The following is a 21,590-nucleotide window of genomic DNA, read 5'->3' as shown; positions in this document are numbered from 1 at the left end:
CGAGTCGGCTGGTACGAGTCGGCGACATGCCGAGGAGTCGGAGCCGGGGCTGCTCCGCGAACGGATGTCCGCGTACCCGCTTGCGGGTAGGTCCGGGTAGAGCCGTCTCTGTCGGTGTTCGGTGAGCGCTGCCGTAATGCGTCTCCACAGCATGGGCCGTCCTTCGGTTCGCTTTTCGTCAGGTCGACGAACCGAGGGCGGCCCGTGCCCAGGGTTGTTGATGGAGATCGCGAATCGCGGAAGCTCGCGAGTTCGTCGGGTGACAGCCGACGTCGCGCTGCACGGCAATGTGCGTCCGACTGCATGGAGTTTGCGGGGGTACCGAGCGGGTACGCGGAGACGGTGTCGGCGAACGAGCATCTGCAAGGATCGCGTTCCGGTGCCGGCGGTGAGCAGGTCTCGGTGTTGTTGATCGCGGATCCGGGCGAGCCGGCGGCACTGGCCGAACGCATTGCGGAGTACCTGCCGGAACGCCTGCGCAGCTCTGCTCGCGTCGAGCGCCGGTGGACGGTGTGTGTGCAGCGAACCGTATCTTCCCGACGAGCAAGCGGAGTTCGCGGAGGTCATCGACACGGTCGATCCGTCTTCGGAACACGAAGACATCGTCGTCTACCTCACCGATCTGCCGCGCCGCGATGACACCCTGCCTGTGGTGGCCGACGTCAGCGCCGACCACAAATTCGCGCTCGTCTCGGTCGCGGGAGTGGGTGGTTTCGACATCGAGCGTCGCGTTCGCACGGTCACCGAACTTGCGATCACCCACATACTCGGTGAGCCGGAACTCACGCCCGGGACCGCGCGGCAGTTTCCGTCTACGCAGATCGAGGACGGCATCCGGTATTTTGCGCCTTCGGGACTGCGGCGACTGCGGTTGTTGTCGGGGATGGTTCGTGCCAACCGGCCGTGGCGGCTGGTGACCGGACTGTCGAAGGTTCTCGTGGGCGCGTTCGCCACGGGGGCGATCGCCTTGGCCACCAATACGATCTGGTTGTTCGCCGACACGATGGGACCGTGGCGTATGAGTGCGGTGACGGTCCTGTCGATCATGGCGATGATTCTCTGGCTGATCCTCGACCATGAACTGTGGGAGCGTCCGAAATCGCCGGAGGAGCGTGACCGTTCGGTGCTGTACAACACCGCGACCGTGGTGACCTTGACCGTCGGTGTCGTCGTGCTGCACGTGGCTCTGTTTTGTCTGCTGTTGGCTACTGCGAGTTTGACTCTTCCCCCGGAACTGCTGTCCCGTGTTCTCGGGCACGGGGTGAGCTTCTCCGATTATCTGACGCTCACCTGGTTGCTGACGTCCATTGCGACCATCGGTGGGGCGCTGGGGTCGGGGCTCGAGGACGACGCCGCCGTCCGAGAGGCGGCATACGGGGTCCGGCAACGGCAACGCATGGAGAAGATGAGCGAGGCGTCGAACGAGACGGGGTAGGTGTCCTCGGGGCATCCGGTGGCGGGAACATCAAAGACGGATCAATCGAGATGGTTGTGGTCAGGTTTCGCACCTTGACCGGGGTTCGGTGAGACGGGGCCATCGTGACAAGAACGCAGTCTCGACCTCGTAGGTGAGAGCCGGCCTGTGGTGGGGTGATCGGTGACCGAGTTGTTGTGATTCGTCTGAACCAGCCAATGCTTTCGTGGGTTTTCGGGTGGTGTCCGTGCAATGGGGGCCTTGTCGGTGACCTGGTCGGCGCTCATTGTGGGCAACTGGGCAAAGAGATGATCTGTGTGTCAGGCTCCCGAAGTGTCTGGGCATTCGGGAGCAGGGCGCTCATGAGAAGGGGGCCGAAATCGGCAGTCGCGGACAAGGCGATGCGGTGCCGCGATGCCGACGTGTCCGGTGATGCGTCCTCGTCGAAGGTCACGAGTGTGCGGCCACGATGCTCTCCGTCGGTTTCTACCGAAATCGTGCACGAGGGGGACTCGTTCAAGCTGACCGAACCGAGGGCAATTGCTGCGGCAAGGGGGTCGTGCAACAGGCATTTGGAGTGGTCGAACTCCGGGTGTCGGTCGAGATAGTAGGCGAGCATCGTTGCAGCGAGTTGGACTGCCGGATCGGTGGATGCGGTCTGCAGCAGGTCCACGTCGGCTCGGGAAAGACTGTGATTGTTCGTGATGTCGAGTGGTACCAGCGTGAGGTTCCGCCAGGGGGCAGAGAACACTTGCGATGCGGCGACGGGGTCGGCGAAGATGTTGGCCTCGGCGTGGGGGGAGACATTGCCGGGAACGAGGTGAGCGCCGCCCATGATGGTGATGGCACCGACAGTTTCTGGGAGGGTTTCGTCGATCGCCAGTGCGACCGCGATGTTCGTCAGTGGGCCGAGAGCGATGATGTGAAGCCGGGACCCGATCTCGTGAGCCGTTGCGACCAGCCGTTCTGCGGCGGCCATATGGTCCGTGGGCGTTTGGGACGGAGGTAAGTCCAGGCCGGCGAACCCGTTGGGTCCGTGGATCCATTGAGCACCTCCCCAAAATTCCCCGGTCATCGGTTCCTGTCTTCCTACTGCGACCGGGATATCGGGGCGGCCGGTCAGCGCGAGCCAGCGACGCGCGTTCTCTGCGGCCTGGTCCACAGCGACATTGCCGGCAACTGCTCCGATGCCACGCAGATCGGCGTGGCATTTGATGAGGTATATCAACGCCAGTGCATCATCGATTCCCGGATCACAATCGACGTAGAAGACGGGGTCCCCACTGATTGAATTTTCTCCCATAGAAACGATTCTATCTTGAAAGCTGTTGTCGTTCTCTGTGAGACGGTGGCCCTCGGGCCGGGTCGGGTCGTCGAGGACGATGCCGTCCCAGAGGCGGTACGGGGTCCCGCGGCGGCAACGCATGAAAGAACGAGACGAGCCAGGTGTCGAAGGACGCGGGCTCGTTGCCCTCGGCGCCTCCGGCGCAGGAGCATCGAAGGGGAAGACCGGTGAGATAGCGGGGTCAGGTCTCGCACGCTGAGCAATGAGTTCGGTAAGAAGGCACCAGTGATCGGAATGCCGATTCGAGGGGCCAGGAGAAGTCAGCCGGTCGTGCGGTGGGCACCTTCGGTGATCGAGTTGTGAGGCCGGGTGGACCATGCTCCGGGCACGGTGTGGAGCGAGGCCACAGCGCGTGCTGTGTCGATGAAATCCTGTACGGGTTTGGACGCGACATCCGTGCGCCAGGCGATGGACAGCGCCGTGGGCGGGATGTCGGTCACCGGCACGAATGCCAGGCTCGGTCTGCTGTAGAAGCGTTGCGTCGAGGCTTGTGAGAATGCCACGCCGCGCTCGGCGAGGATCGCTTCGAAGCATTCGTCGACGGTGGCGACGTCTGCGCCGACCCGCACCGGTTCGCCTTGGCGCGATTCTGTGGCCAGCCAGTAGTTTCGCCAGTTCTCGGGGGCTTTGCGTGCGACGAAGAACTCGTTGGTGACCTGTTGGACGCTCACCTCGGGCAACTGGGCGAGCGGATGGTTCGCGGACACGACCATCACGCGGGGTTCGACGAACAGGGTTTCCATGCCCAGCCAGTCCTGCATCAACAGTGGGGGCCGGACGAAGGCGACATCGGAGGATCCGTCGGCCAACCCGACATACGGGTCGGAGAAGTCGTAGGAGTGCATCTGGACCTGGATGCCCGGATGCAGCGACTGGAACGTGCTGAGAATGTGCGGTGTGAGCTCTGCAGCTGCGTTGCCTTGGAAGCCGATGACCAACTTGCGGGTACTGACGCCGTGGGCGGCTTCGCGGGTGAGGTTGACTGCTCGTTCGGCGTTCGCCAGCAACCGGCGGCTTTCGTCGAGCAGGATCTGGCCGGCAGGGGTCAGTTCGACATGCCTGCTGCTGCGCAGCAGCAGCACTGCGCCGAGGTTCTGCTCGAGTTTGCGGATCTGCACGCTCAGTGAGGGCTGAGCGATGTGCAGACGGGCGGCTGCGCGCCCGAAGTGCAGCTCTTCGGCAACTGCCACGAAATAGGACAGAAGTCGCAGGTCGAGCTGGGGTTGCATGTTTCCGAAGATAGACAACACCACCCCGAGAGACCAGTAGTCATTGCCTATCGATCCGGGCCGGATAGGTATTGGACGCACCCGGCGGACACGAGGTGTGATGGCTGTCATGGCCGGCACGGCATCCGGGAGGCCAGCACTTTCCGGATTCGGGTCGGCATACCGGAGCGAGTGCTCGCACTCGGCCTCGCTGTCTCCCTCATCGAAGGAATCCCACATGACCGTCACTACGCGTGCCCTCGACACGGCCGACTGGGCTGCCTCGTTCACCGAGGCGAACAACACCGACCCCGAGATCCAGGCACACGGCAAGTACTTCACCTGCTCGTACCTGCTCGACATGACCGACCACACGTTCGTCATCCAGATGAGCCGCGGCAACGTGGTGGACATCGCGATCGACCCCGGTCCGCTGGATGTGCCGTACCAGTTCGCGCTGCGTGCCAGCGCGGACACCTGGCGTAACTTCGGCGTCCCGGTGCCCGCCCCGATGTACCACGGCATCTGGGCCGCGAGCTTCCAGCGCGACATGAAGCTCGAAGGCGACATCCTGGTGCTGATGCAGAACCTGCGGTGCATCACCCGCCAGATCGAACTCCTGCGCACCGTCGGCGTCCCGGTCTGATCCTCCCACCCCCTTTGAGCCGTAAGGAACACTGATGAGCAAGATTTCCCCGGTCACCGGCCACTACGTCGACGTCGACGTCGACGGACTGCTGTACAAGGTCTTCTACCTCGAGAACGGCACCGGCCAGCCGCTGGTGTGCCAGCACACCGCCGGCTGCCACAACCACCAGTGGCGCGGTCTGCTCGAAGACGAGGAGATCACCGCCAACTACCGTGTCATCGCCTACGACCTGCCGCGGCACGGCAAGTCGGATCCGCCGGAGAACACCGAATGGTGGACCGAGGAATACCAGCTTTCCGCGGACCACTTCGCCAATTTCATCGTGGCGCTGTGCGACGCGCTCGAACTCGAGAACCCGATCTTCATGGGCTCCTCGTTCGGCGGGAACATCGCCCTGCAGCTTGCGCTTCGGCACCCTGACCGCTTCGCCGGCGTCATCCCTGTCGAGGGTGCGGACTACTCGCCCGGCTTCTACCTCGACTGGTGGCAGCACCCCCACGCCAACGCGGCACAGGTCTGCGCGAGCGGCGTGTGGGACCTCATGGCCCCGCAGTCGCCCGAGGCGGACCGCTGGAAGACCTGGTTCTACTACAGCCAGGGTTCCGAGTCCTTCCGCGGTGACCTGCACTTCTACTCGGTCGATCACGACCTGCGCGGAAAGCTCGCGGACATCGACGGTGACCGGTGCCCGGTTGTGATGCTGACCGGTGACTACGACTACCTCACCACCCCCGAGGACAGCGCCCGCACTGCGGGGCAGATCCCGAACGCCGAGTTCATCGAAATGAAGGAGATCGGCCACTTCCCGATGAGCGAAAACCACACGGTCTTCCGTGGATACCTCATCCGGGCACTCGAAATCCTCCAGGACAAGGCACGCAAGTCCGTCACCACCAGCTAGTACCCACTCGCCCGCTCGGGTGTGGCCACCGAACGCGGGTGGCCACACCCGAGCGACCTGCATCGGCCTCGGCACCCCCTTCGGATGCCGACTGGCCGGGCGTGGCGATGAACCTTCACACACTCGGCAGGAGCTATGACCCACACTCTCCCCGCGGGCGTCCCCACCCAACTCTGGATCGGTGGAAAACTCGTCGATTCGTCTACCGGCACCACTTTCCCCGTAGAGGACCCCGCGACCGGTGCCGTGATTGCGCATGTTGCCGACGCCGCGCCCGAGGACGGACGCCGAGCTCTCGAACACGCCACTACCGTGCAAGGGGACTGGGCGCGGACCCCCTCGCGTCGACGTGGCGAAATACTGCGCACCGCATTCGAACTCATCCATCAACGGGCAGACGACCTCGCGTGCACCATCACTCTCGAGATGGGTAAACCGCTCCACGAGGCGTATGCGGAGATCGAATACGGCGCATCATTCCTGCACTGGTTTGCCGAGGAAGCGAACCGAATCAGCGGGCGAATCTCGCCGTCCCCGTCGGGAACCGGCACCATCGTCGTCACCAGAGAACCGGTCGGGCCGGTACTGGCCATCACCCCCTGGAACTTTCCGCTGGCCATGGCCACGCGCAAGATCGGTCCAGCACTGGCGGCCGGATGTTCGATCATCGTCAAACCAGCGGCCGAAACGCCTTTGACGATGCTGCTGGTCGGTCAGATTTTCGCCGATGCGGGTCTGCCCGAGGGTGTGCTGTCGATTCTGCCGACCTCTGATGCTGCAGCGCTGACCGCACCACTGATCGACAGTGCTGATCTGCGTAAGATCACGTTTACCGGATCCACCGGTGTCGGCAAGCTGCTGGTTCGTCAATCAGCGGATCGGCTCCTGCGGATGTCGATGGAACTCGGAGGCAATGCCCCCTTCCTCGTGTTCGATGACGCTGATGTCGATGCAGCGGTCGACGGCGCGATGGCTGCAAAATTCCGCAACGGCGGCCAAGCATGTACAGCAGCCAACCGATTCCACGTCGCATGTAGCGTCGCAGAAGAGTTCAGCGAGAAGTTCACCGCACGCATCGGTGCCTTGCGCACCGGACACGGTCTCGAAGCAGGAACCGATATCGGACCGCTGATCACCGCGAAGCAGTGCGCCACCGTCGATGCTCTGGTCGAAGACGCCGTCGCGAAGGGTGCACGTATCCGCATCGGCGGTGGCCGTCCTGACGGGCCGGGAACGTTCTATTCCCCGACCGTTCTCGACGGTGTGAGTCCCGACGCGCGTCTGCTGCGTGAGGAGATTTTCGGCCCGGTAGCCGCGATCACCACCTTCGATACGGAGGACGAAGCGATCGCGGCGGCGAACAACACCGAATACGGCCTCGCTGCGTACTTCTACACCCAGAATCTCGACCGAGCGTCCCGAGTCGCCAACGCACTCGAGACCGGCATGGTCGGAATCAACCGAGGCATCATCGCCGACGCGGCCGCACCCTTCGGAGGGGTGAAGGAGTCCGGCTTCGGCCGCGAAGGATCGGTCGAAGGTATCGACGAGTATCTCGCCACCAAGTACATCGCACACTGATCACCAGTGGCAGCATCCAGACCGGCGAATGCCCCTGCCCTCAACAAACACTCGTGCGCCGGGGGCTGGTGAAGGACCCGCCGAACGGTGGGTCCTTCACCAGAGAGGTGGTTACCGCACTCGTTTGTGTGGCACTACCTGCACATCACCCTTGCGAAGGGGATCGGCAGGTCGACGCGGAACGTCCCGACGAGTGTCGAGTTCAGCTGTGGCCTCCTGCCCCCGGTCACCGGGGTAGGGGACAGCATCATTGATCTCCGCGCTCCACGTGGCGATCGCTTCGTCGACCTCGGTGTCGGCACTCTGGCGAGCGAGCACCAATGCGACGAGCGGCGTGGCCAGTATGATCGTGCCGAAAATGTATGCCGGAAGCATCAAATCGAGGAGCGTCGCGCCCTCCGGCATGGTGGCCGTCGGGTCCAAGGACGCGTGAACTCCAGCCATGCCGGTGTAGTGCAATGCCGCCACTGCACAACCCATCACCAGCGCGCCGAGCAGACGGGTGGCTCGGATGAATGCCGTTCGTACCAACCACAACGCGGCGATGGATGCCCCGATCCCGATAGCCACCGAGGCGGCGACGAGTACCGGGTCGTGGGACAGTTCGCCGCGAATGCGGATAGCGGCCATGCCGCAGTAGTGCATCAGGCTCACCGCGACGCCCATCACGGCGCCGCCGATCAGTAACGCCGACCTGTCCAGGATCGGACGCCCGGCCAAGGCCCGTAGATCGACCAGCCACAGCCCGAACAGGGTCGCGCTGATAGCGATGACCGCCGAGAGGATCGTCAGCATCGGGTCGTAGCGGATGATGGTGCCGGGCACCGCGAAGCCCATCATGGCGATGAAGTGGGTCATCCAGATCCCGACACCGCCGATGGACAGGGCTGCCATCACCAACCAGCGCCAGCGCGTCGGACCGAGTGGGGTGGTAGCGGCTCGGCGAGCGCAGGACAGGCCGACGAAGGACCCGGCGATCGAGGTGCCGTAGGCGAGAAAGAGCACCCACAGTCCCAGATCGAAATGGTGCATTTCGTGTGACATCAGTGTTCCTTACCAAGGCACGCTCAAGCACCTGCGCCGGCGGTCGCGTGCCGAACCGTCCGGGCAGGACTGCGATCTCGGCCCCCCGAGCAGCGACAGCAGCGTACCTAACGCGACTTATGTTTCAAACCAGACCAACGCAACGGGGCGACCCGGACAGCCTCGCCTCCTCGGTCGCGGCGGTTCCTTCGCTGAATGGTTGCCGACTCGACGTGGTGCACCGTGAAGGGCTGTATGCCCGATCTCCCTCAGGCAGTCAAAGGTCGAGTTCGTCGGCTGCACGATGTATGGACGAGTCTGCGTCCATGTACGGATTAAGGCTGAGGCCGTAGCAAAAACGATTGGCCTCTCCTTCGGCGGACGCCGGCCGTGGCGGTGGCGGACGCCACGCTGTCCGTCGGTGTCGGATTCCCGCTCGTTTCCTTCCGTCATCGCGTTGAGTTCGATCGCGACCGGTGGCGCGGCCGGTCGCCTGACCGCCGACGGGGCAGTCGACGACTCCGGCCCCCTGCGCCGGAAGTGTCGTGCCCCGTCGGCTCTCCTCGTCAGCAGAAGATCGCCGGCGAGAAGATCAGGCGGTGCTCGTGCAGATTATTCGTTTTCTGCAAGATCATGCGTATTTTGAACAGGCCCGGTCGGTCTGGTGTCCATGTTTCGTCGAATGTCCCCTTCGTTCGGGTCGTCGGGAGGCTGTGATTCGTCCCGTCTTCGTGGCGGATCCCGGCCGCAAGGGATCAGTCGATGTCAATTCGAATTGCAGCTACCGGAACACGGTTCGGATTCTGTGGCATCCAACGGTCGCGGTTGGAAGGCCGGAATGTGTCGGATCGCCGACTGTGTGCTCATATCGGTGCGGCAGCGACCCGAATCGAGATCGCGATCGCGGCGGTGTCGAGCATGTGGCAAGATGGGCCCGGAACTGGACTGGTCGTAAGAATCATTGCACGACAGCATATTTCGTATGTACTACAGGACTCTGTGCCGAAGGTTGTCCACCGCGTCGTCGAAAACATCCCCGAGTCGTAGATCGGTTCTGCTGGGGTGCTGGCGATGCGAGAGGCGCCGGACTCGGTGATATCCATGCCAGCGAAGCCGGGAAGTGTCCGAAGATGGGACAGCCATGTGAGGCGCACATCACGATGATGGCTTTCACGTGACCTGCACTACAGAAAGGCTAGGACATGTCGCCTCACTCTTCCTCTGCGGTCGGACTTGCTGATACCGAGGTGTCACTCGAGTTGGATGCGTTGATCATCGGTGCGGGAGTCGCCGGTTTGTATCAGCTGCATCAGCTTCGCGAGCTGGGGTTGCGGGTGCGCGCCTTCGATACCGCCTCCGACGTCGGCGGCACCTGGTACTGGAATCGTTATCCGGGTGCTCGATTCGATTCGGAGGCCTACATCTACCAGTACCTGTTTTCCGATGAGCTGTACAAGAACTGGAGCTGGAGTCAGCGTTTCCCCGGCCAACCCGAAATCGAGCAGTGGTTGCATTATGTGACCGACAGTCTCGATCTGCGTCGCGACATCCAATTCTCGACGACGATCACCAGCGCGCATTACGTCGAGGAGTCGAAGCGATGGATCGTACGCACCGATCGCGGGGACACGATTGCCACCCAGTTCCTGATCACCTGCGCCGGCATGCTGTCGGCACCGATGTCGTCGGTGTTCGAGGGCCAGGAAAGCTTCGCCGGCCCGATCTTCCACACCTCTCGATGGCCGAAGGAAGGCGCCGATGTCGCGGGCAAGAGGGTCGCAGTGATCGGTGTCGGCGCCACCGGGATTCAGGTCATCCAGACCATCGCCGAGAAGGTCGAACATCTGAAGGTGTTCATCCGTACACCGCAGTACGCCCTGCCGATGAAGAATCCGTCCTACGACGACCGGGATGTTGCCGCGTACAAGGAGCGCTTCGAGGAACTTCGCGCGACGTTGCCGCATACGTTCAGTGGCTTCGAGTACGACTTCGAGCATGCATGGGTCGACCTGACTCCCGAGCAACGGCGGGAAAGGCTCGAAGAGATCTATGACAACGGTTCACTCAAGCTCTGGCTCGCTTCTTTCGCGGAGGTGTTCTCCGATGACGAGGTCAGTGAGCAGGTGTCCGAGTTCGTGCGAGAGAAGATGCGTGCGCGACTGAAGGATCCGAAGCTGTGTGAACTGTTGATTCCGACCGACTACGGCTTCGGTACACACCGGGTACCGCTGGAAACCAACTATCTCGAGGTCTACCACCGTCCGAATGTCGAAGCAGTGGGGGTGCGCAGCAATCCGATCAGCCGCATCGTCCCGGAAGGGATCCTGTTGGAGGACGGCACGCTGCACGAAGTCGACGTCATCATCCTGGCCACGGGATTCGATGCGGGATCCGGCGCGCTGACACGAATCGATATCCGTGGACGTGAGGATCGATCGCTCGCGAGCGACTGGGCGCGTGACATCCGCACGACGATGGGCCTGATGGTGCACGGCTATCCCAACATGCTGACCACCGGCGCCCCGCTCGCCCCCTCTGCAGCACTGTGCAACATGACCACCTGTCTGCAGCAACAGACGGAATGGATCACCGAGTGCATCCGGCACATGCGTGAGCACGGGTACACCGTCATCGAACCGACCGTCGAGGGTGAGGACGAATGGGTCGCCCACCACGACGAAACCGCGAATGCCACGCTGATCTCGAAGACCAATTCCTGGTACAACGGCGCGAACGTTCCCGGAAAACCTCGCCGCGTGCTGTCCTACACCGGTGGGGTCGGCACCTACCGAGAACTCACTCTTGCGGCCGCCGCGGCCGGCTACAAGGGATTCCAGCTGAGCTGACCTTCTCGGATATCCGACCCCTGCGGTCGACCACTGCTCGTCTCACGGCGGCGTAGGTGCATGTCCATTGGGTGAGCACGCGCTGCTACCGCTTTCTCATAGCTCAGGAGGACGATCTCGATGATCGACAACCCGTACTACACGCACGACTTCCACGGTGATTACGACCTGATCGGCATCGGAGCCCTCGACCTCGAGGAGGGTGGCTCGATCCCGGACTGCCGGCTCGCGGTGGCAACGTTCGGAACGCTGAACGAAGCCAAGGACAACGCAATCCTCATCCCCACCTGGTACTCGGGGACCCATCAGATCTGGCGTGACGCATACATCGGTCCTGACCATGCTCTCGACCCGAACAAGTATTTCATCGTCTGCGTGGATCAGATCGGCAACGGTCTGTCGACGTCTCCGCACAACGCCACCGGCGTCAACGCAGAGATCGCCATGTCGAAGTTCCCTCGTGTTCGGATCGGGGACAATGTCGTGGCCCAGGAGCGGCTGCTCCGGGAGCATTTCGGTATCGAACGCCTCGCGTTGGTGACGGGAGGCTCCATGGGAGCTCAGCAGACCTACGAATGGGCGGTGAGGTTCCCCGACAAGGTTCTGCGCGCCGCACCGATTGCCGGTACGGCACGCAACACTCCCGGTGATTTCCTGATCGCGGAGATCATGCGCGAAGCGATCCTGTCGGATCCGGGCTGGAACGGCGGCGAATACACCTCGCATACGCAGGTCGTCGACGGCCTCACCAGGCAGGCTCACATCTGGGGAGTGCTCGGATTCTCGACCGAGTTCTGGAAGCAAGAAGTATGGCGAGCAATGGAGTTCGATTCCCTGGACGCGTTCCTGACCGGATTCCTCGAGCCCTACTTCACGGCGATGGATCCCAACGCACTCCTCACTCAATCCTGGGCCTGGCAACGTGGTGACGTCTCCCGGCATACCGGGGGAGACCTGGCCGCTGCACTCGGACGGATCACCGCCAAGACCTTCGTGATTCCCATCGACGAAGACCAGTTGTTCCCGGTTCGCGACTGTGCTGCCGAGCAGGAACTGATCAAGGGCAGTGAACTGCGCGTGGTCGAAGATGTGCTCGGGCATCTGGGTCTGTTCGCTGTCGCTCCGACCTACATGCCGCAGATCGACCGCCACCTTGCGGATCTTCTCGCGATCGAGGTCTGAAGCGGTGCCGCCACGACAACGGTCCACGTGGGCGGGACGGTAGTGAGTGTGCCCGCCGGCGGTCGTGGCGGCAGAGAACACCGAGATTTTCGCGCGGTTGCCGGCGATGTCGACCTCTATGCGTAGGGCGGGGCAGGTGATGGAACGGGCTCGGCTTCCCCTGGGGGTGAAGCCGAGCCCGGTGATCCGGTCGCCGTCGACGACCTGACGTCAGTCTCCTGATGGTGGTGTGCACCCCGGATCCCGGCAGTCGGTGGTCCGGGGAGTAGGCGCGGTGCGGACCGCGAGTGCCGACCTCCGGCCGGCGGGGTGGTCGTACCCGCCCCCGTTACTGCCGTTGGAGACGGCAGGTTGATGTCCTATTCTGGGACATCCATCGAATGTGATGTGCGGCACATTGAGGGGGATGACAGTACTGCGACCTGCAAGGAAATGTGATGGACAGTGACAACCGCCGACGCCGTGTGACCACCACCCGGCACCTCCATGACCTCGCCGGTTCCCCCTCCGAGGACGTCTCGCCCCTCATCGCACAGTCATGGCGACGCTCACGTCAGGCGGGTGTCATCCCGGACGGCTCGCACCTTCCACAGCTGCAGTACGTCGAAGACCTCGACCTTCGCCGACGACTGGTGCAATGCGCCCTGCCGATCCTCGATCGGCTCCATGACGACCTGTCCGACATGTCCCTCAGTGTCGCGTTGAGTGACGAGCATGCGCGTGTGCTGGTCCGGCGGGACAATGATCCCGTCCTCGCCGCGAAGCTGGACAAGGTGTACTTCGCTCCCGGGTTCACCTACGCCGAAGAGCTCGTCGGTACCAATGGAGTGGGCACAGCCCTCGAGACCGGGATGGCCGTCTACGTCGACGGCGCTCAGCACTATCACGAATCGATCCAGTACTTCACCTGTGCCGGCGCGCCCATTCACAACCCCACCACCGGTCGTGTCGAAGGACTGATCGACATCACAGGCTTGACCCACACATCGAACCCGTTGATGCGCCAGCTCGCCCTTGGAGCGGCTCGTGATATCGAGTCGGCTCTTCGCGCCACGGGATCGATCAAGCAACAGCTCGTGCTCGGCGAGTTCCTCGTAGCCTGTCGGCGCCGGCAGACGGCGGTGTACTCACTCAGTTGCGGTGTTTTCATGTCGAACGAGATCGGCTCGCGCCTTCTCGACCCGATCGACGAGGCTTTTCTGCGCGAGGAAGCACAGTCGATGCTCGATCCGTCACGAGTTGCCCAGTTCGACCTGCGCCTTCCGTCCGGAGGTAGCATCACCGTCAAGCGCACCCTCGTCGAACATGGCGGCGACATCGCCGGCATCGTCCTCGAAGTCGAGGCGACATCGTGTCCCACGAAGACCGTGCAACCCCGGCGCACGGTTCCCGTGTTTCCGGGGGTGGCGGGGTCTTCGCTCCAATGGAACCGGTGTCGAGGGGAGTTGACGTCCCTCGCCGCGACAGATGCCAACGTGATCCTCAAAGGTGAACCCGGAAGCGGCAAACTCACTCTCGTTCGGGGCATGCACCTGTACAAGAATCCGCAGGCCCCGATTGTCGTCGTGGATTGCTCTGCTGGAAAGTCCGCTCACGAGGAATTGCGCACTGCGCTCGACTCCGCAGCGACCACGATCGTCCTTCGTCGCATCGACCGACTCGACGCGAGCACCGATGAGCTCTTTGCCGACCTCATATCCGCCGACCAGCACCGATACCCCGCTCGGTGGATCGTCGCGACCACATCCACTGATGGGGACGCACTTCAGAATTCTGCTCTCGCCGAGCATTTCATCGCCACCGTCGAGGTCCCCGCATTGCGTCATCACCCCGATGACATCCCGGACATCATCCGAATGCACCTTGCACCTCACCGCGAAACCGCTTTCAGCGACGACACGATGCGAACCCTGAAGAAGTACCATTGGCCCGGCAACGTCCGTGAACTGGTCGACACTCTCAATCACGTACTTCGCGCCAAGCCCGCGGGAACGATCGCAGTAGCTGATCTGCCTTCAGCGCTCAGCTCCGCGCCTCGCCGGACGATGACGGCAATGGAAAGAGTCGAGCGCGATGCCATAGTGGCTGCGTTACGGGACAGCGGTGGCAATCGCGTCGCCGCCGCGAAGTTACTGGGGATCGCGAGGTCGTCTCTCTACCGCAAGATCGACACGTTCGGCATCCACGTGTGATCGCGCAGAATGCGGTGATCCGAGAGTCGTCCTATGGCCTTGCGTCCGGTAGCGGTGACTGTCGGAAGGTGCAGTTGATTTCATGCCGGAGAGCAGGTTTCCGGCGCACCAGGTCTGATCGCAGGTGCTCGGGTAGTTCAGTCTGCCCGGGGAGGTGTGACTGAATGTGTAGTCCTGACCATCGAATTCACGCACGATCGCGTGGTGGTCGATCATGCCGGAGGCCGACCGCGGTGCCGGGGCACAGTTGAACACACACGATGTCGTTGTTGTATCTGTTTGTGGTGTCGAGCTGCCTACGCCCTGGGCAAGCGTGGCGGTGGCGCGCGCTTCCAGGGCAGGTGGGCTGCTCTCTCGCAATCGGTATGCAGCACAGCCCGACCGGACTCATGGCCGAGTATCAGGGTGCAGGATGGTTCGTCTCCGGGCGACCTCGGGAAACCGATCGCCCTCGCGGCAAGCCCGTGGGAGATGGTGTTCGCGCTCGACCTGTTGCACCCAGACCTCGAACGGCGTGGCAACACCACACCGCTGCGGGTGTTTCGACACCCGCAGCGGTGTGGTTTCCGTGCGTCGGGTGGGGGATTTCACCCGATCTCGTTGATGTCGTCGTGTGGCTGTTCGGCGAGCGCGCCGGTTACGCGAGCGGTCAACGGATCGAGGTCGATGTCCGGTGCCGCGGCTTGGGATGGAACCGGGTCAGGAAAGGGCTCGATAGACGGCGGTCTCCATGTCGAGGTAACCACCGAGTGAGCCGGGGTCGGCGAACGGGAAGATCTGCGTCGCCCAGTAGCCTCCGATCTTGTTGTGCCGGTCGATCCAGTAGTAGAGGTTGGCCAGGCCTGCCCAGGCGAGAGAGCCTGCGGGACGGCCCGTGGGTGCTTCGGTTTCGTTGGTCATGAACGTGTAGCACCAGCCCTTGCGCTGGCCAGGGAAGAACTCGGCGTCGTTCGACAGCGACCCGATGACACCCGGAAGCATCTTCACGGTCAGGTCGCCGAGGTCGTTCCTGGTCGCCCACTCGACGGTGTCGGGGCGGAGGATGACGGTGCCGTCGTCTGCCTTGCCGTCGTTGAGCCACATCCGGATGAAGGCGAGATAGTCACCGACGGTGGAGAACAGTCCGTGCCCACCCATGTCGACCTCGGGCGGGGTGGGGATGACGAAATCGGTGGCCTGGAGCCCGTCGTCGGTGCGCTGGTGCATGGTCGCCAGACGCGCACGCATGTCGTCGGACGGAGTGAAGGACGTCGATGTCATGCCGAGTGGGTCGAGGACTCGTGTCTTCAGCGCCTCGCCGAGGCGGGTGCCGACGATGCCTTCGATCACCTGGCCTGCCCAGTCGATATTCGAGCCGTACTCCCACTGGGTGCCGGGATCGAACAGCAGCGGTGTCTTGAGCGCGTCCTTGGTGGCGGTGACGATGCTGGGCTGACCGTGGTTCTCGGCGAGGCGGTTGTACGTCTCGTTGAAGAAGTCGTATCCGAAGCCGGCGGTGTGCAGCAGTAGTTGGCGGGTCGTGATGTCGGTCTTCGGTGCTCGCAGCAGCGGCTCACCGTTCGAGTCGAAGCCCTCGATGACCTGGAGTTCGCCGATCGCGGGCGCGTACTCCTCGGCCGGGGAATCCAGGTCGAGATCACCGGATTCCACGAGTTGCAGCGCCACGGTGCCGGTGAGGGCTTTGGTGGTCGAGAAGATGCTGAAGACGGTGTCATCGGTCATCGGTTGATCGTTGTCGACAGACCGCACCCCGGCGGACTCGATGAACAGGGTTTCCTGGTCGTTCGTCATGCCCGCTACTACTCCGGGCACGGCACCGCTGTTCACCGTGGTGTGGATGACTTCGCGGGCTGAGTCGACGACGCGCTGGGTATCGGACATGGGAGGTTGTTCCTCTCGTTCGGTCGACAGTGACGCTGCTCCAAGTTTCATGAACGTGTGATGGGTGTCTCAACCGACGCGGCGGCGCAGTTTCGCTCTGTTTCCCCGCCGAATGGCGGGTCCCTCGGTCGAGCGGTCGCCGTATTCTCGATCCGAGTCTTCGAGGAGGTGACGTGACGATGGCCCGAGCCGTGCCCCATCCACCATTCGATGCCGAACTCAAGGCGGGATTGGCTGTGGTAGGCGGTATGTTCCCTCCGACCATCACTGCGGACCTGATCGAGTTCATGCGTACGTCCTATGCGTCCCCTCCGATGGACGAGGAATTCGACCGCCGGCGGATCGCGGTGAACGACGTGACCTTCCCCGGGGGTGATGGCGCTGCCGTCAACGCTGCGGTGCTTCGTTCCCGGGACTTCAGCGGGCCCCGTCCTGCGGTGCTGTACGCGCACTCCGGAGGATTGATGTTCGGAGACATGTTCAGCGGCCTGGACCTGGTGCTGGACTGGGTGACCGAACTGGGGGCGGTTCTTGTCACGGTCGATTATCGTTTGGCCCCTGAGTATCCCGACCCCTACCCGCGTGAGGACATGTATGCCGCCCTGGAGTGGTTGGCTGCGCATGTCACCGATCTGGACGTGCGGGCGGACCGGATCCTGGTCGCCGGTGCCAGCTCCGGTGGCGGACTGGCAGCCGGTCTCGCGCTGGCTGCGCGGGACCGCGGTGGTCCCCGGTTGTGTGGGCAGGTGCTCGACTATCCGATGCTCGACGACCGGTGCATGACCGCTTCGATCGAGCAGTTCGACGGTATCGGTGTGTGGGACCGGATCAGCAACGAAACCGGCTGGACCGCCCTGCTGGGTGAGCAGCGGGGCACCGACCTTGTCTCGCCGTATGCAGCCCCGGCCCGCGCGCAGAATCTGCGCGGATTGCCGCCGGCCTTCATCGACGTCGGTGCGGCCGAGATCTTCCGGGACGAGGCGATCGACTATGCCAACAGGATCTGGCAAGCCGGTGGCGATGCCGAGTTGCACGTATGGTCCGGCGCCTTTCACGCGTGCGACATTTTCGCCCCGCACACCAGCGTGGGCCGGTCCATGATCCGGACCCGCAACACCTGGGTCGAGAAAATCCTTGCGGACTGAGGGCAGGAACGAACATGCAAGAGCTACTCGGACGGATCGCCCGCCTCGATCCCAGCGCCAGTTTGGGTCTGCGTGTCATCGCGTGCTTCGACGAGTTGATCGTCGGCAACGTCAACACCCGTGCCCTGCTGGCAACCGCTGCCGCGCTGGCCGGTTGTACTGCAGGGTTCCGGCAGAGCGTCCCGCCGCGGACTCTACGAGTCACTCCGAAAGGAGAAGCAGTGCAGGGCGAATCGCCGACAGATCCTTCGAATCTGCACGTGGCGTCGGAGGACGGCATCGACGTCTGGCTCGAACGCGACGGTGCTGCTGGGCCGAACGACGCACTCATCCTCGAGCGCTTGGCACTGGCCGTGCGGATCCGGAACGGGCGTGGAGCCCGGGAGATCGACAATCGCCGCCACCTCGGCATACTCACCGGTCGCGAGAGCACTCCCGACGAGCGGTTGACCGCGGCGAGCGCGCTCGGCTTGTCGGCAACGGGCATGTATCGCCTCGTGGTGGCCCCGCTGTTCGCGGTGTGGCGCAATCATCCCGCCGGTCCGGAGGACGTGATTGCCACCCCGTTCGGTCCGGTCCACGCCATCGTTGTGCCGGAGCGGTACCCGCCGTTCGGCGCTTCGCCGTGCGGTATCGGAACAGCCACGCCGCCGGACTCGTTGGATCGGTCGTTCCGGACCGCGATGGTCGCTCTGCGCCTGTGCCGAGCCCCGAAGGAACCCCAGGTTGTTGCCGACTCCTACGGGGGTCTGATCGAACTGCTTGCCGACGCCGATGAGCACGCTCCGCACAGCGACGCCGACCGTGTCGAGGCCATCGCACACTACGCCTGGGGGATGGAGACGATCGATGCCGTCGTCGCTGCGCAGTCCGTTCGGGAAGCGGCGCGACTGCTCAACATCCACCACAGCACGCTTCAGAGCAGGATCGATACCATCACTGCGACACTCGGTTTCAACCCGTTCGAGGGATTCGGGCGCAGCCGGCTCGGGGCAGCGTTCCTGCTGCATCGCTTGCGTACGTCGACGGTCCTCGACCTGCCGGCGGCTGCGGCACCCGGCAATGTCGCCGTGCTCGGTCCTGCTCGTCACGCGACGGTATGAGGCCGTCAACGCTTCACGATGTGGTCTCGGTCATCTCTGTGCCGGTTCGGCGCGTTGGCGTGTCGGTGATCGCCGGAAGTGGCACATCGTTGTGCGGGTGATGTCCCTGCGACGTCAGCTCCGGGCGGCGGAGCCGTCTTCATCCCAGTCGGGTAGGGCCGGCACTCGGGTGGCGAGGGCGGTATCGGCGACGATCAGCACGACTGCGATTGCGCGAGCCAGAGGCTGGATTACGAGGCTGGAAATCATCAGAAAACGGTCTTCCTTGGTCGTGGGTCGTCCGGTGGAGCCGGGGCGTCCCGTCGGGAGAACGGGTCTGCCGATCGTGGTCGGACCTGCCATCTACGTGCCGGAGTTGATCGTCCGGGCGGATCGGCTCGGACGACAGCAGCGGTAGTCGATTGTTCAACCATAATTATGCTACTCGGTTCCGAAAATCAAGTCGATCATGCCACGGAACCGAACGAGCAGCCGACATCGATGGTGCACCCTCCGATCGGATGTCCGAATCTCTTCTGCATGAGCGGTACCGTCCATGTTCGCAGGTGAACGTAAAGAGGATTCCGATAAGGGGGCGGGATTGGACGGTGAGAGCGATCGGCATACCGACTGTCCCGCAGGTAAATACCGGCGAACGGCACCGGCGGGACATGGCGAGCTCATCGACCGAACGGATGGCACACAACCCCGCCCTGCGCCGCACGGTATGGAGGGCCCGGATGCCCTGCCCGTTGGAGGAGGGGGGACAGGCAGGGCATCCGGGACGGGGTCGGTTCACCGACCGGGATCCACGGTCCGCCGACAGGGGGTGACGGGTCGTGGTGGGTGTCGCAAGATCATGTTGTCGGTCGCTTCGCGCGTCGCCTATCTTTACGGTACCGGGTACCCAAAATCAAGTCTCGGGTCGGAAAAAGGGGGGAACGCGATGGCTACCGGCAGACGTGGACGTCCACAGGTGTCGTCTCGTGCGCAGGTCGAGGCCGCCGCGTTCGAGTTGTTTCTCGAACGGGGCTATGCGGAGACATCGATCATGGACATCGTTGCGGCCGCAGGGATCAGCAAGACCACCTTCTTCCGGTACTTCTCCAGCAAAGCGGCACTCGTGTGGTTTCCTTTCGAGGAAAGCACCCGCGATCTGCAGAGCGCCTTCGACACGGTCGGCGATGAGGTGCCGGTCATGGAAGCGATCCGGGCCGGGGTGATCGATACGGTAGCGGCCCGACTCGACGACGAGGGCGTCTGGACCGCCCAGATTCGGATCCTCGACGCCTCACCGGAACTCCAGGCCGAGGGTGCGCAACGGTGGTTGGTGTGGTCCGAGGTCGTCTCGACGTTCGTTGCGTCCCGTGTCGGTACGCGTCCGGCGGCGGTGGTGCCGGCTGCTGTCGGGGGTGCGGTGCAGTCCGTGGTGCTCGCCGTCCTGCGCGAGGGAGTGAGGTCTCCCGCATCCCCCAGTGAGGTGTTGACCATACTCGATAGGTCGTTGGCTTCGCTGGGGCACAGCCTGCAGAAGTGGATCGACGAACAACCTTGTAAGTAAGGCGCATCGGCCTCCTGCGCAGTGGCGGAACCTACGTGCGAGATGTGCCCGAGGGCCAGTGACGTGCGCACCGTCGATGTACCGGATCGATGCACCGCCGGTGGTGGTGGTTTGCCCGCGGACGGGACTCACCGTTTCCCGGCCCGTTGCCGTCCGGAATGCCGGCCGTCGATCGTGAGGCGCTGCATCGTGCCGAACCGCCGGCCCGGGCAGAGTTCGTCGCCGCTCGGCCCGATGGGGAACTGGTGAAGTATCTGGCCGGTGAAGCGCGTGGCGCCACTGGGTTCGGTATTCGCGACACTTCGAGCGATCGGAGTGGGTGCGCAGGTGCGAGTCGCACTTGTTCGGATGTCGAACTGCATCGCAGGCCGTGCCGGTGATGCACATCTCGAAAATTCCTCGCACACGATTTGTTCGTGCACGATCGATTCCAGTACGCTCGTCCTGTGACCACAGGTGACCTCGCTTCGATCGGGCTGGGGAACGACGACCTCTTGGCGTTGGACCGACAGGTCTGCTTCGCGCTTGCCGTTGCCAACCGGGCCGTCCTGGCTGTCTACCGGCCCATCCTCGAGCCGCTGGGGCTCACTCACCCGCAATACCTGGTGATGTTGGCGCTGTGGGAGAAAGCTCCGATGTCGGTCAAGGCGATCGGCGAAGCGTTGGCGCTGGACTCGCCCACGCTCTCACCTTTGTTGAAGCGCCTCGAAGCCTCGCAGCTGATCACTCGTTCGCGCAGTCGTGTAGACGAACGTCAACTGGTCGTCGATCTCACTGCCCGAGGTCGCGCCCTGCGGAACGAAGCCGAGAAAGTCCCGGTCGCCGTAGTCGAGAAGCTCGGTGTCTCGCCCGCGGAGCTCCAGGAGCTGCATCGGGCACTGACCCGTCTCAATGATGCTGCAGCACATGCAACAACCAGTTCGGATCGACGTCCGTCCCGAGATCCATCCGAGCCACCGGATACAACGAAGGGAACGCTGTGACGACCCCACTTCGCACACGACCTACCGTGATTCAGCGCCTGGCCTATGTGGTTGGCCGCCCCTTGCCTCCGCAGATGCAGGACTGGGTCCGTAACGACATCCTGGGGCCGGGTGGCGTGCGCCGATATCTTCTTCGGTGGAATGTGCCGGTCATCCCGCTGCTGCTGTTGTTCCTGCTGATCCCGGGACCGGTATGGATTCCCGTCTCGATGATGATGTTGCTGCTCTTGCCCTGGATGTACTTTTCTGTGGCGTTGATGAGCATCTGGCAACGTCATCGACTCCAGCAACACGGTCTCGATCCGGATCTGCTCAGTGCGAAGGCACAGGCGCGCGCCTCGCGTGAACGCGAGGATTACGAACGCCGGTTCGGTCGCGCAGCCTAGACAGTACGGGCAGCTCTGAACGCGGAGTCAGGGTTGCGGACCGGCGCCTATCTCACCCACGTTGGCGGATTGCCGGGCGGCAGGGCCCCTGCCCGGCTCTTGCGGCGGTGGTGGGATGCCCCGGCATCGAGGCACGACCGCACGGTCTACGGCCGATTTCGGTACCGCACACGGTGCACGAGGGGCGTCCTCGTGTAACCGGTGAGTGAGT

15 protein-coding genes and 1 pseudogene are annotated in these 21,590 nt (G+C 63.4%); 12 read left to right on the top strand and 4 right to left on the bottom strand.

Annotated features, from left to right (window positions below):
- The first annotated feature begins 342 nt into the window (after window positions 1-342).
- Window positions 343-1,435, top strand: a pseudogene (locus B9C99_RS18960) (hypothetical protein).
- Between the two features lie 262 nt (window positions 1,436-1,697).
- On the opposite strand, the gene B9C99_RS18955 reads toward B9C99_RS18960, so the two are convergent.
- Together B9C99_RS18955 and B9C99_RS18950 are read right to left on the bottom strand one after the other, a co-directional pair.
- Window positions 1,698-2,717 carry a nucleoside hydrolase gene (locus tag B9C99_RS18955; protein WP_159419418.1) on the bottom strand — a complete coding sequence of 340 codons (1,020 nt, stop codon included), beginning with the start codon at window positions 2,715-2,717 and terminating at the stop codon, window positions 1,698-1,700.
- Between the two features lie 302 nt (window positions 2,718-3,019).
- Window positions 3,020-4,207, bottom strand: a complete 1,188-nt coding sequence (locus tag B9C99_RS18950) for a LysR substrate-binding domain-containing protein (protein WP_301179096.1) — start codon at window positions 4,205-4,207, stop codon at window positions 3,020-3,022.
- Here B9C99_RS18950 and B9C99_RS18945 point away from each other — a divergent pair.
- The 3 genes from B9C99_RS18945 (at window position 4,206) to B9C99_RS18935 (ending at window position 7,098) form a co-directional block, all read left to right on the top strand.
- Window positions 4,206-4,613 carry a hypothetical protein gene (locus B9C99_RS18945; RefSeq protein WP_088898932.1) on the top strand — a complete coding sequence of 136 codons (408 nt, stop codon included), beginning with the start codon at window positions 4,206-4,208 and terminating at the stop codon, window positions 4,611-4,613. The two genes, B9C99_RS18950 and B9C99_RS18945, sit on opposite strands and share 2 nt — an antisense overlap.
- 34 nt (window positions 4,614-4,647) lie before the next feature.
- Window positions 4,648-5,517, top strand: coding sequence for an alpha/beta hydrolase (locus tag B9C99_RS18940; protein WP_088898931.1), 870 nt, complete (start codon window positions 4,648-4,650; stop codon window positions 5,515-5,517).
- A gap of 135 nt (window positions 5,518-5,652) precedes the next feature.
- A complete protein-coding gene (locus B9C99_RS18935; RefSeq protein WP_088898930.1) occupies window positions 5,653-7,098 on the top strand; it encodes an NAD-dependent succinate-semialdehyde dehydrogenase in 1,446 nt (481 codons plus the stop codon).
- A 111-nt stretch (window positions 7,099-7,209) separates the two neighbouring features.
- Here the strand turns inward: B9C99_RS18935 and B9C99_RS18930 are convergent, their stop codons facing one another.
- Window positions 7,210-8,142 carry an MHYT domain-containing protein gene (locus B9C99_RS18930; protein ID WP_225623859.1) on the bottom strand — a complete coding sequence of 311 codons (933 nt, stop codon included), beginning with the start codon at window positions 8,140-8,142 and terminating at the stop codon, window positions 7,210-7,212.
- Window positions 8,143-9,323: 1,181 nt separating this feature from the next.
- Between B9C99_RS18930 and B9C99_RS18925 the strand changes: the two genes are divergently transcribed.
- The 3 genes from B9C99_RS18925 (at window position 9,324) to B9C99_RS18915 (ending at window position 14,341) form a co-directional block, all read left to right on the top strand.
- A complete protein-coding gene (locus tag B9C99_RS18925) occupies window positions 9,324-10,967 on the top strand; it encodes an NAD(P)/FAD-dependent oxidoreductase (RefSeq protein WP_088898928.1) in 1,644 nt (547 codons plus the stop codon).
- A gap of 120 nt (window positions 10,968-11,087) precedes the next feature.
- Entirely contained in the window at window positions 11,088-12,149 is a 1,062-nt protein-coding gene (locus tag B9C99_RS18920; RefSeq protein WP_088898927.1) for an alpha/beta fold hydrolase, read from the top strand.
- Between the two features lie 437 nt (window positions 12,150-12,586).
- Window positions 12,587-14,341, top strand: coding sequence for a helix-turn-helix domain-containing protein (locus tag B9C99_RS18915; protein WP_088898926.1), 1,755 nt, complete (start codon window positions 12,587-12,589; stop codon window positions 14,339-14,341).
- Window positions 14,342-15,040: 699 nt separating this feature from the next.
- Here B9C99_RS18915 and B9C99_RS18910 read toward each other — a convergent pair.
- Window positions 15,041-16,222 carry a serine hydrolase gene (locus B9C99_RS18910; RefSeq protein ID WP_088898925.1) on the bottom strand — a complete coding sequence of 394 codons (1,182 nt, stop codon included), beginning with the start codon at window positions 16,220-16,222 and terminating at the stop codon, window positions 15,041-15,043.
- A gap of 248 nt (window positions 16,223-16,470) precedes the next feature.
- On the opposite strand from B9C99_RS18910, the gene B9C99_RS18905 reads away from it, so the two are divergent.
- The 5 genes from B9C99_RS18905 to B9C99_RS18880 all read left to right on the top strand — a co-directional run bounded on the left by B9C99_RS18905 (window position 16,471) and on the right by B9C99_RS18880 (window position 21,379).
- Window positions 16,471-17,367 (top strand): alpha/beta hydrolase, encoded by an 897-nt coding sequence (locus B9C99_RS18905; protein WP_085470880.1) that lies wholly within the window; start codon window positions 16,471-16,473, stop codon window positions 17,365-17,367.
- 14 nt (window positions 17,368-17,381) lie between these two features.
- The gene (locus tag B9C99_RS18900; protein ID WP_088898924.1) at window positions 17,382-18,470 is read left to right on the top strand and encodes a helix-turn-helix domain-containing protein; all 1,089 of its coding nucleotides are present in this window, start codon (window positions 17,382-17,384) and stop codon (window positions 18,468-18,470) included.
- A gap of 955 nt (window positions 18,471-19,425) precedes the next feature.
- Window positions 19,426-20,010 carry a TetR family transcriptional regulator gene (locus B9C99_RS18895; RefSeq protein WP_225623861.1) on the top strand — a complete coding sequence of 195 codons (585 nt, stop codon included), beginning with the start codon at window positions 19,426-19,428 and terminating at the stop codon, window positions 20,008-20,010.
- Between the two features lie 446 nt (window positions 20,011-20,456).
- Window positions 20,457-20,993, top strand: a complete 537-nt coding sequence (locus tag B9C99_RS18885) for a MarR family winged helix-turn-helix transcriptional regulator (RefSeq protein ID WP_088898921.1) — start codon at window positions 20,457-20,459, stop codon at window positions 20,991-20,993.
- Window positions 20,994-21,019: 26 nt separating this feature from the next.
- Complete coding sequence (locus B9C99_RS18880) at window positions 21,020-21,379, top strand: DUF5313 family protein (protein WP_255312755.1); 360 nt, start codon at window positions 21,020-21,022, stop codon at window positions 21,377-21,379.
- The last annotated feature ends 211 nt before the right edge of the window (window positions 21,380-21,590 follow it).

The sequence above is a fragment of the Rhodococcus sp. BUPNP1 genome, from assembly GCF_002215235.1.
Classification (GTDB): domain Bacteria; phylum Actinomycetota; class Actinomycetes; order Mycobacteriales; family Mycobacteriaceae; genus Rhodococcus.
This window is presented reverse-complemented; position numbering and strand designations above follow the sequence as displayed.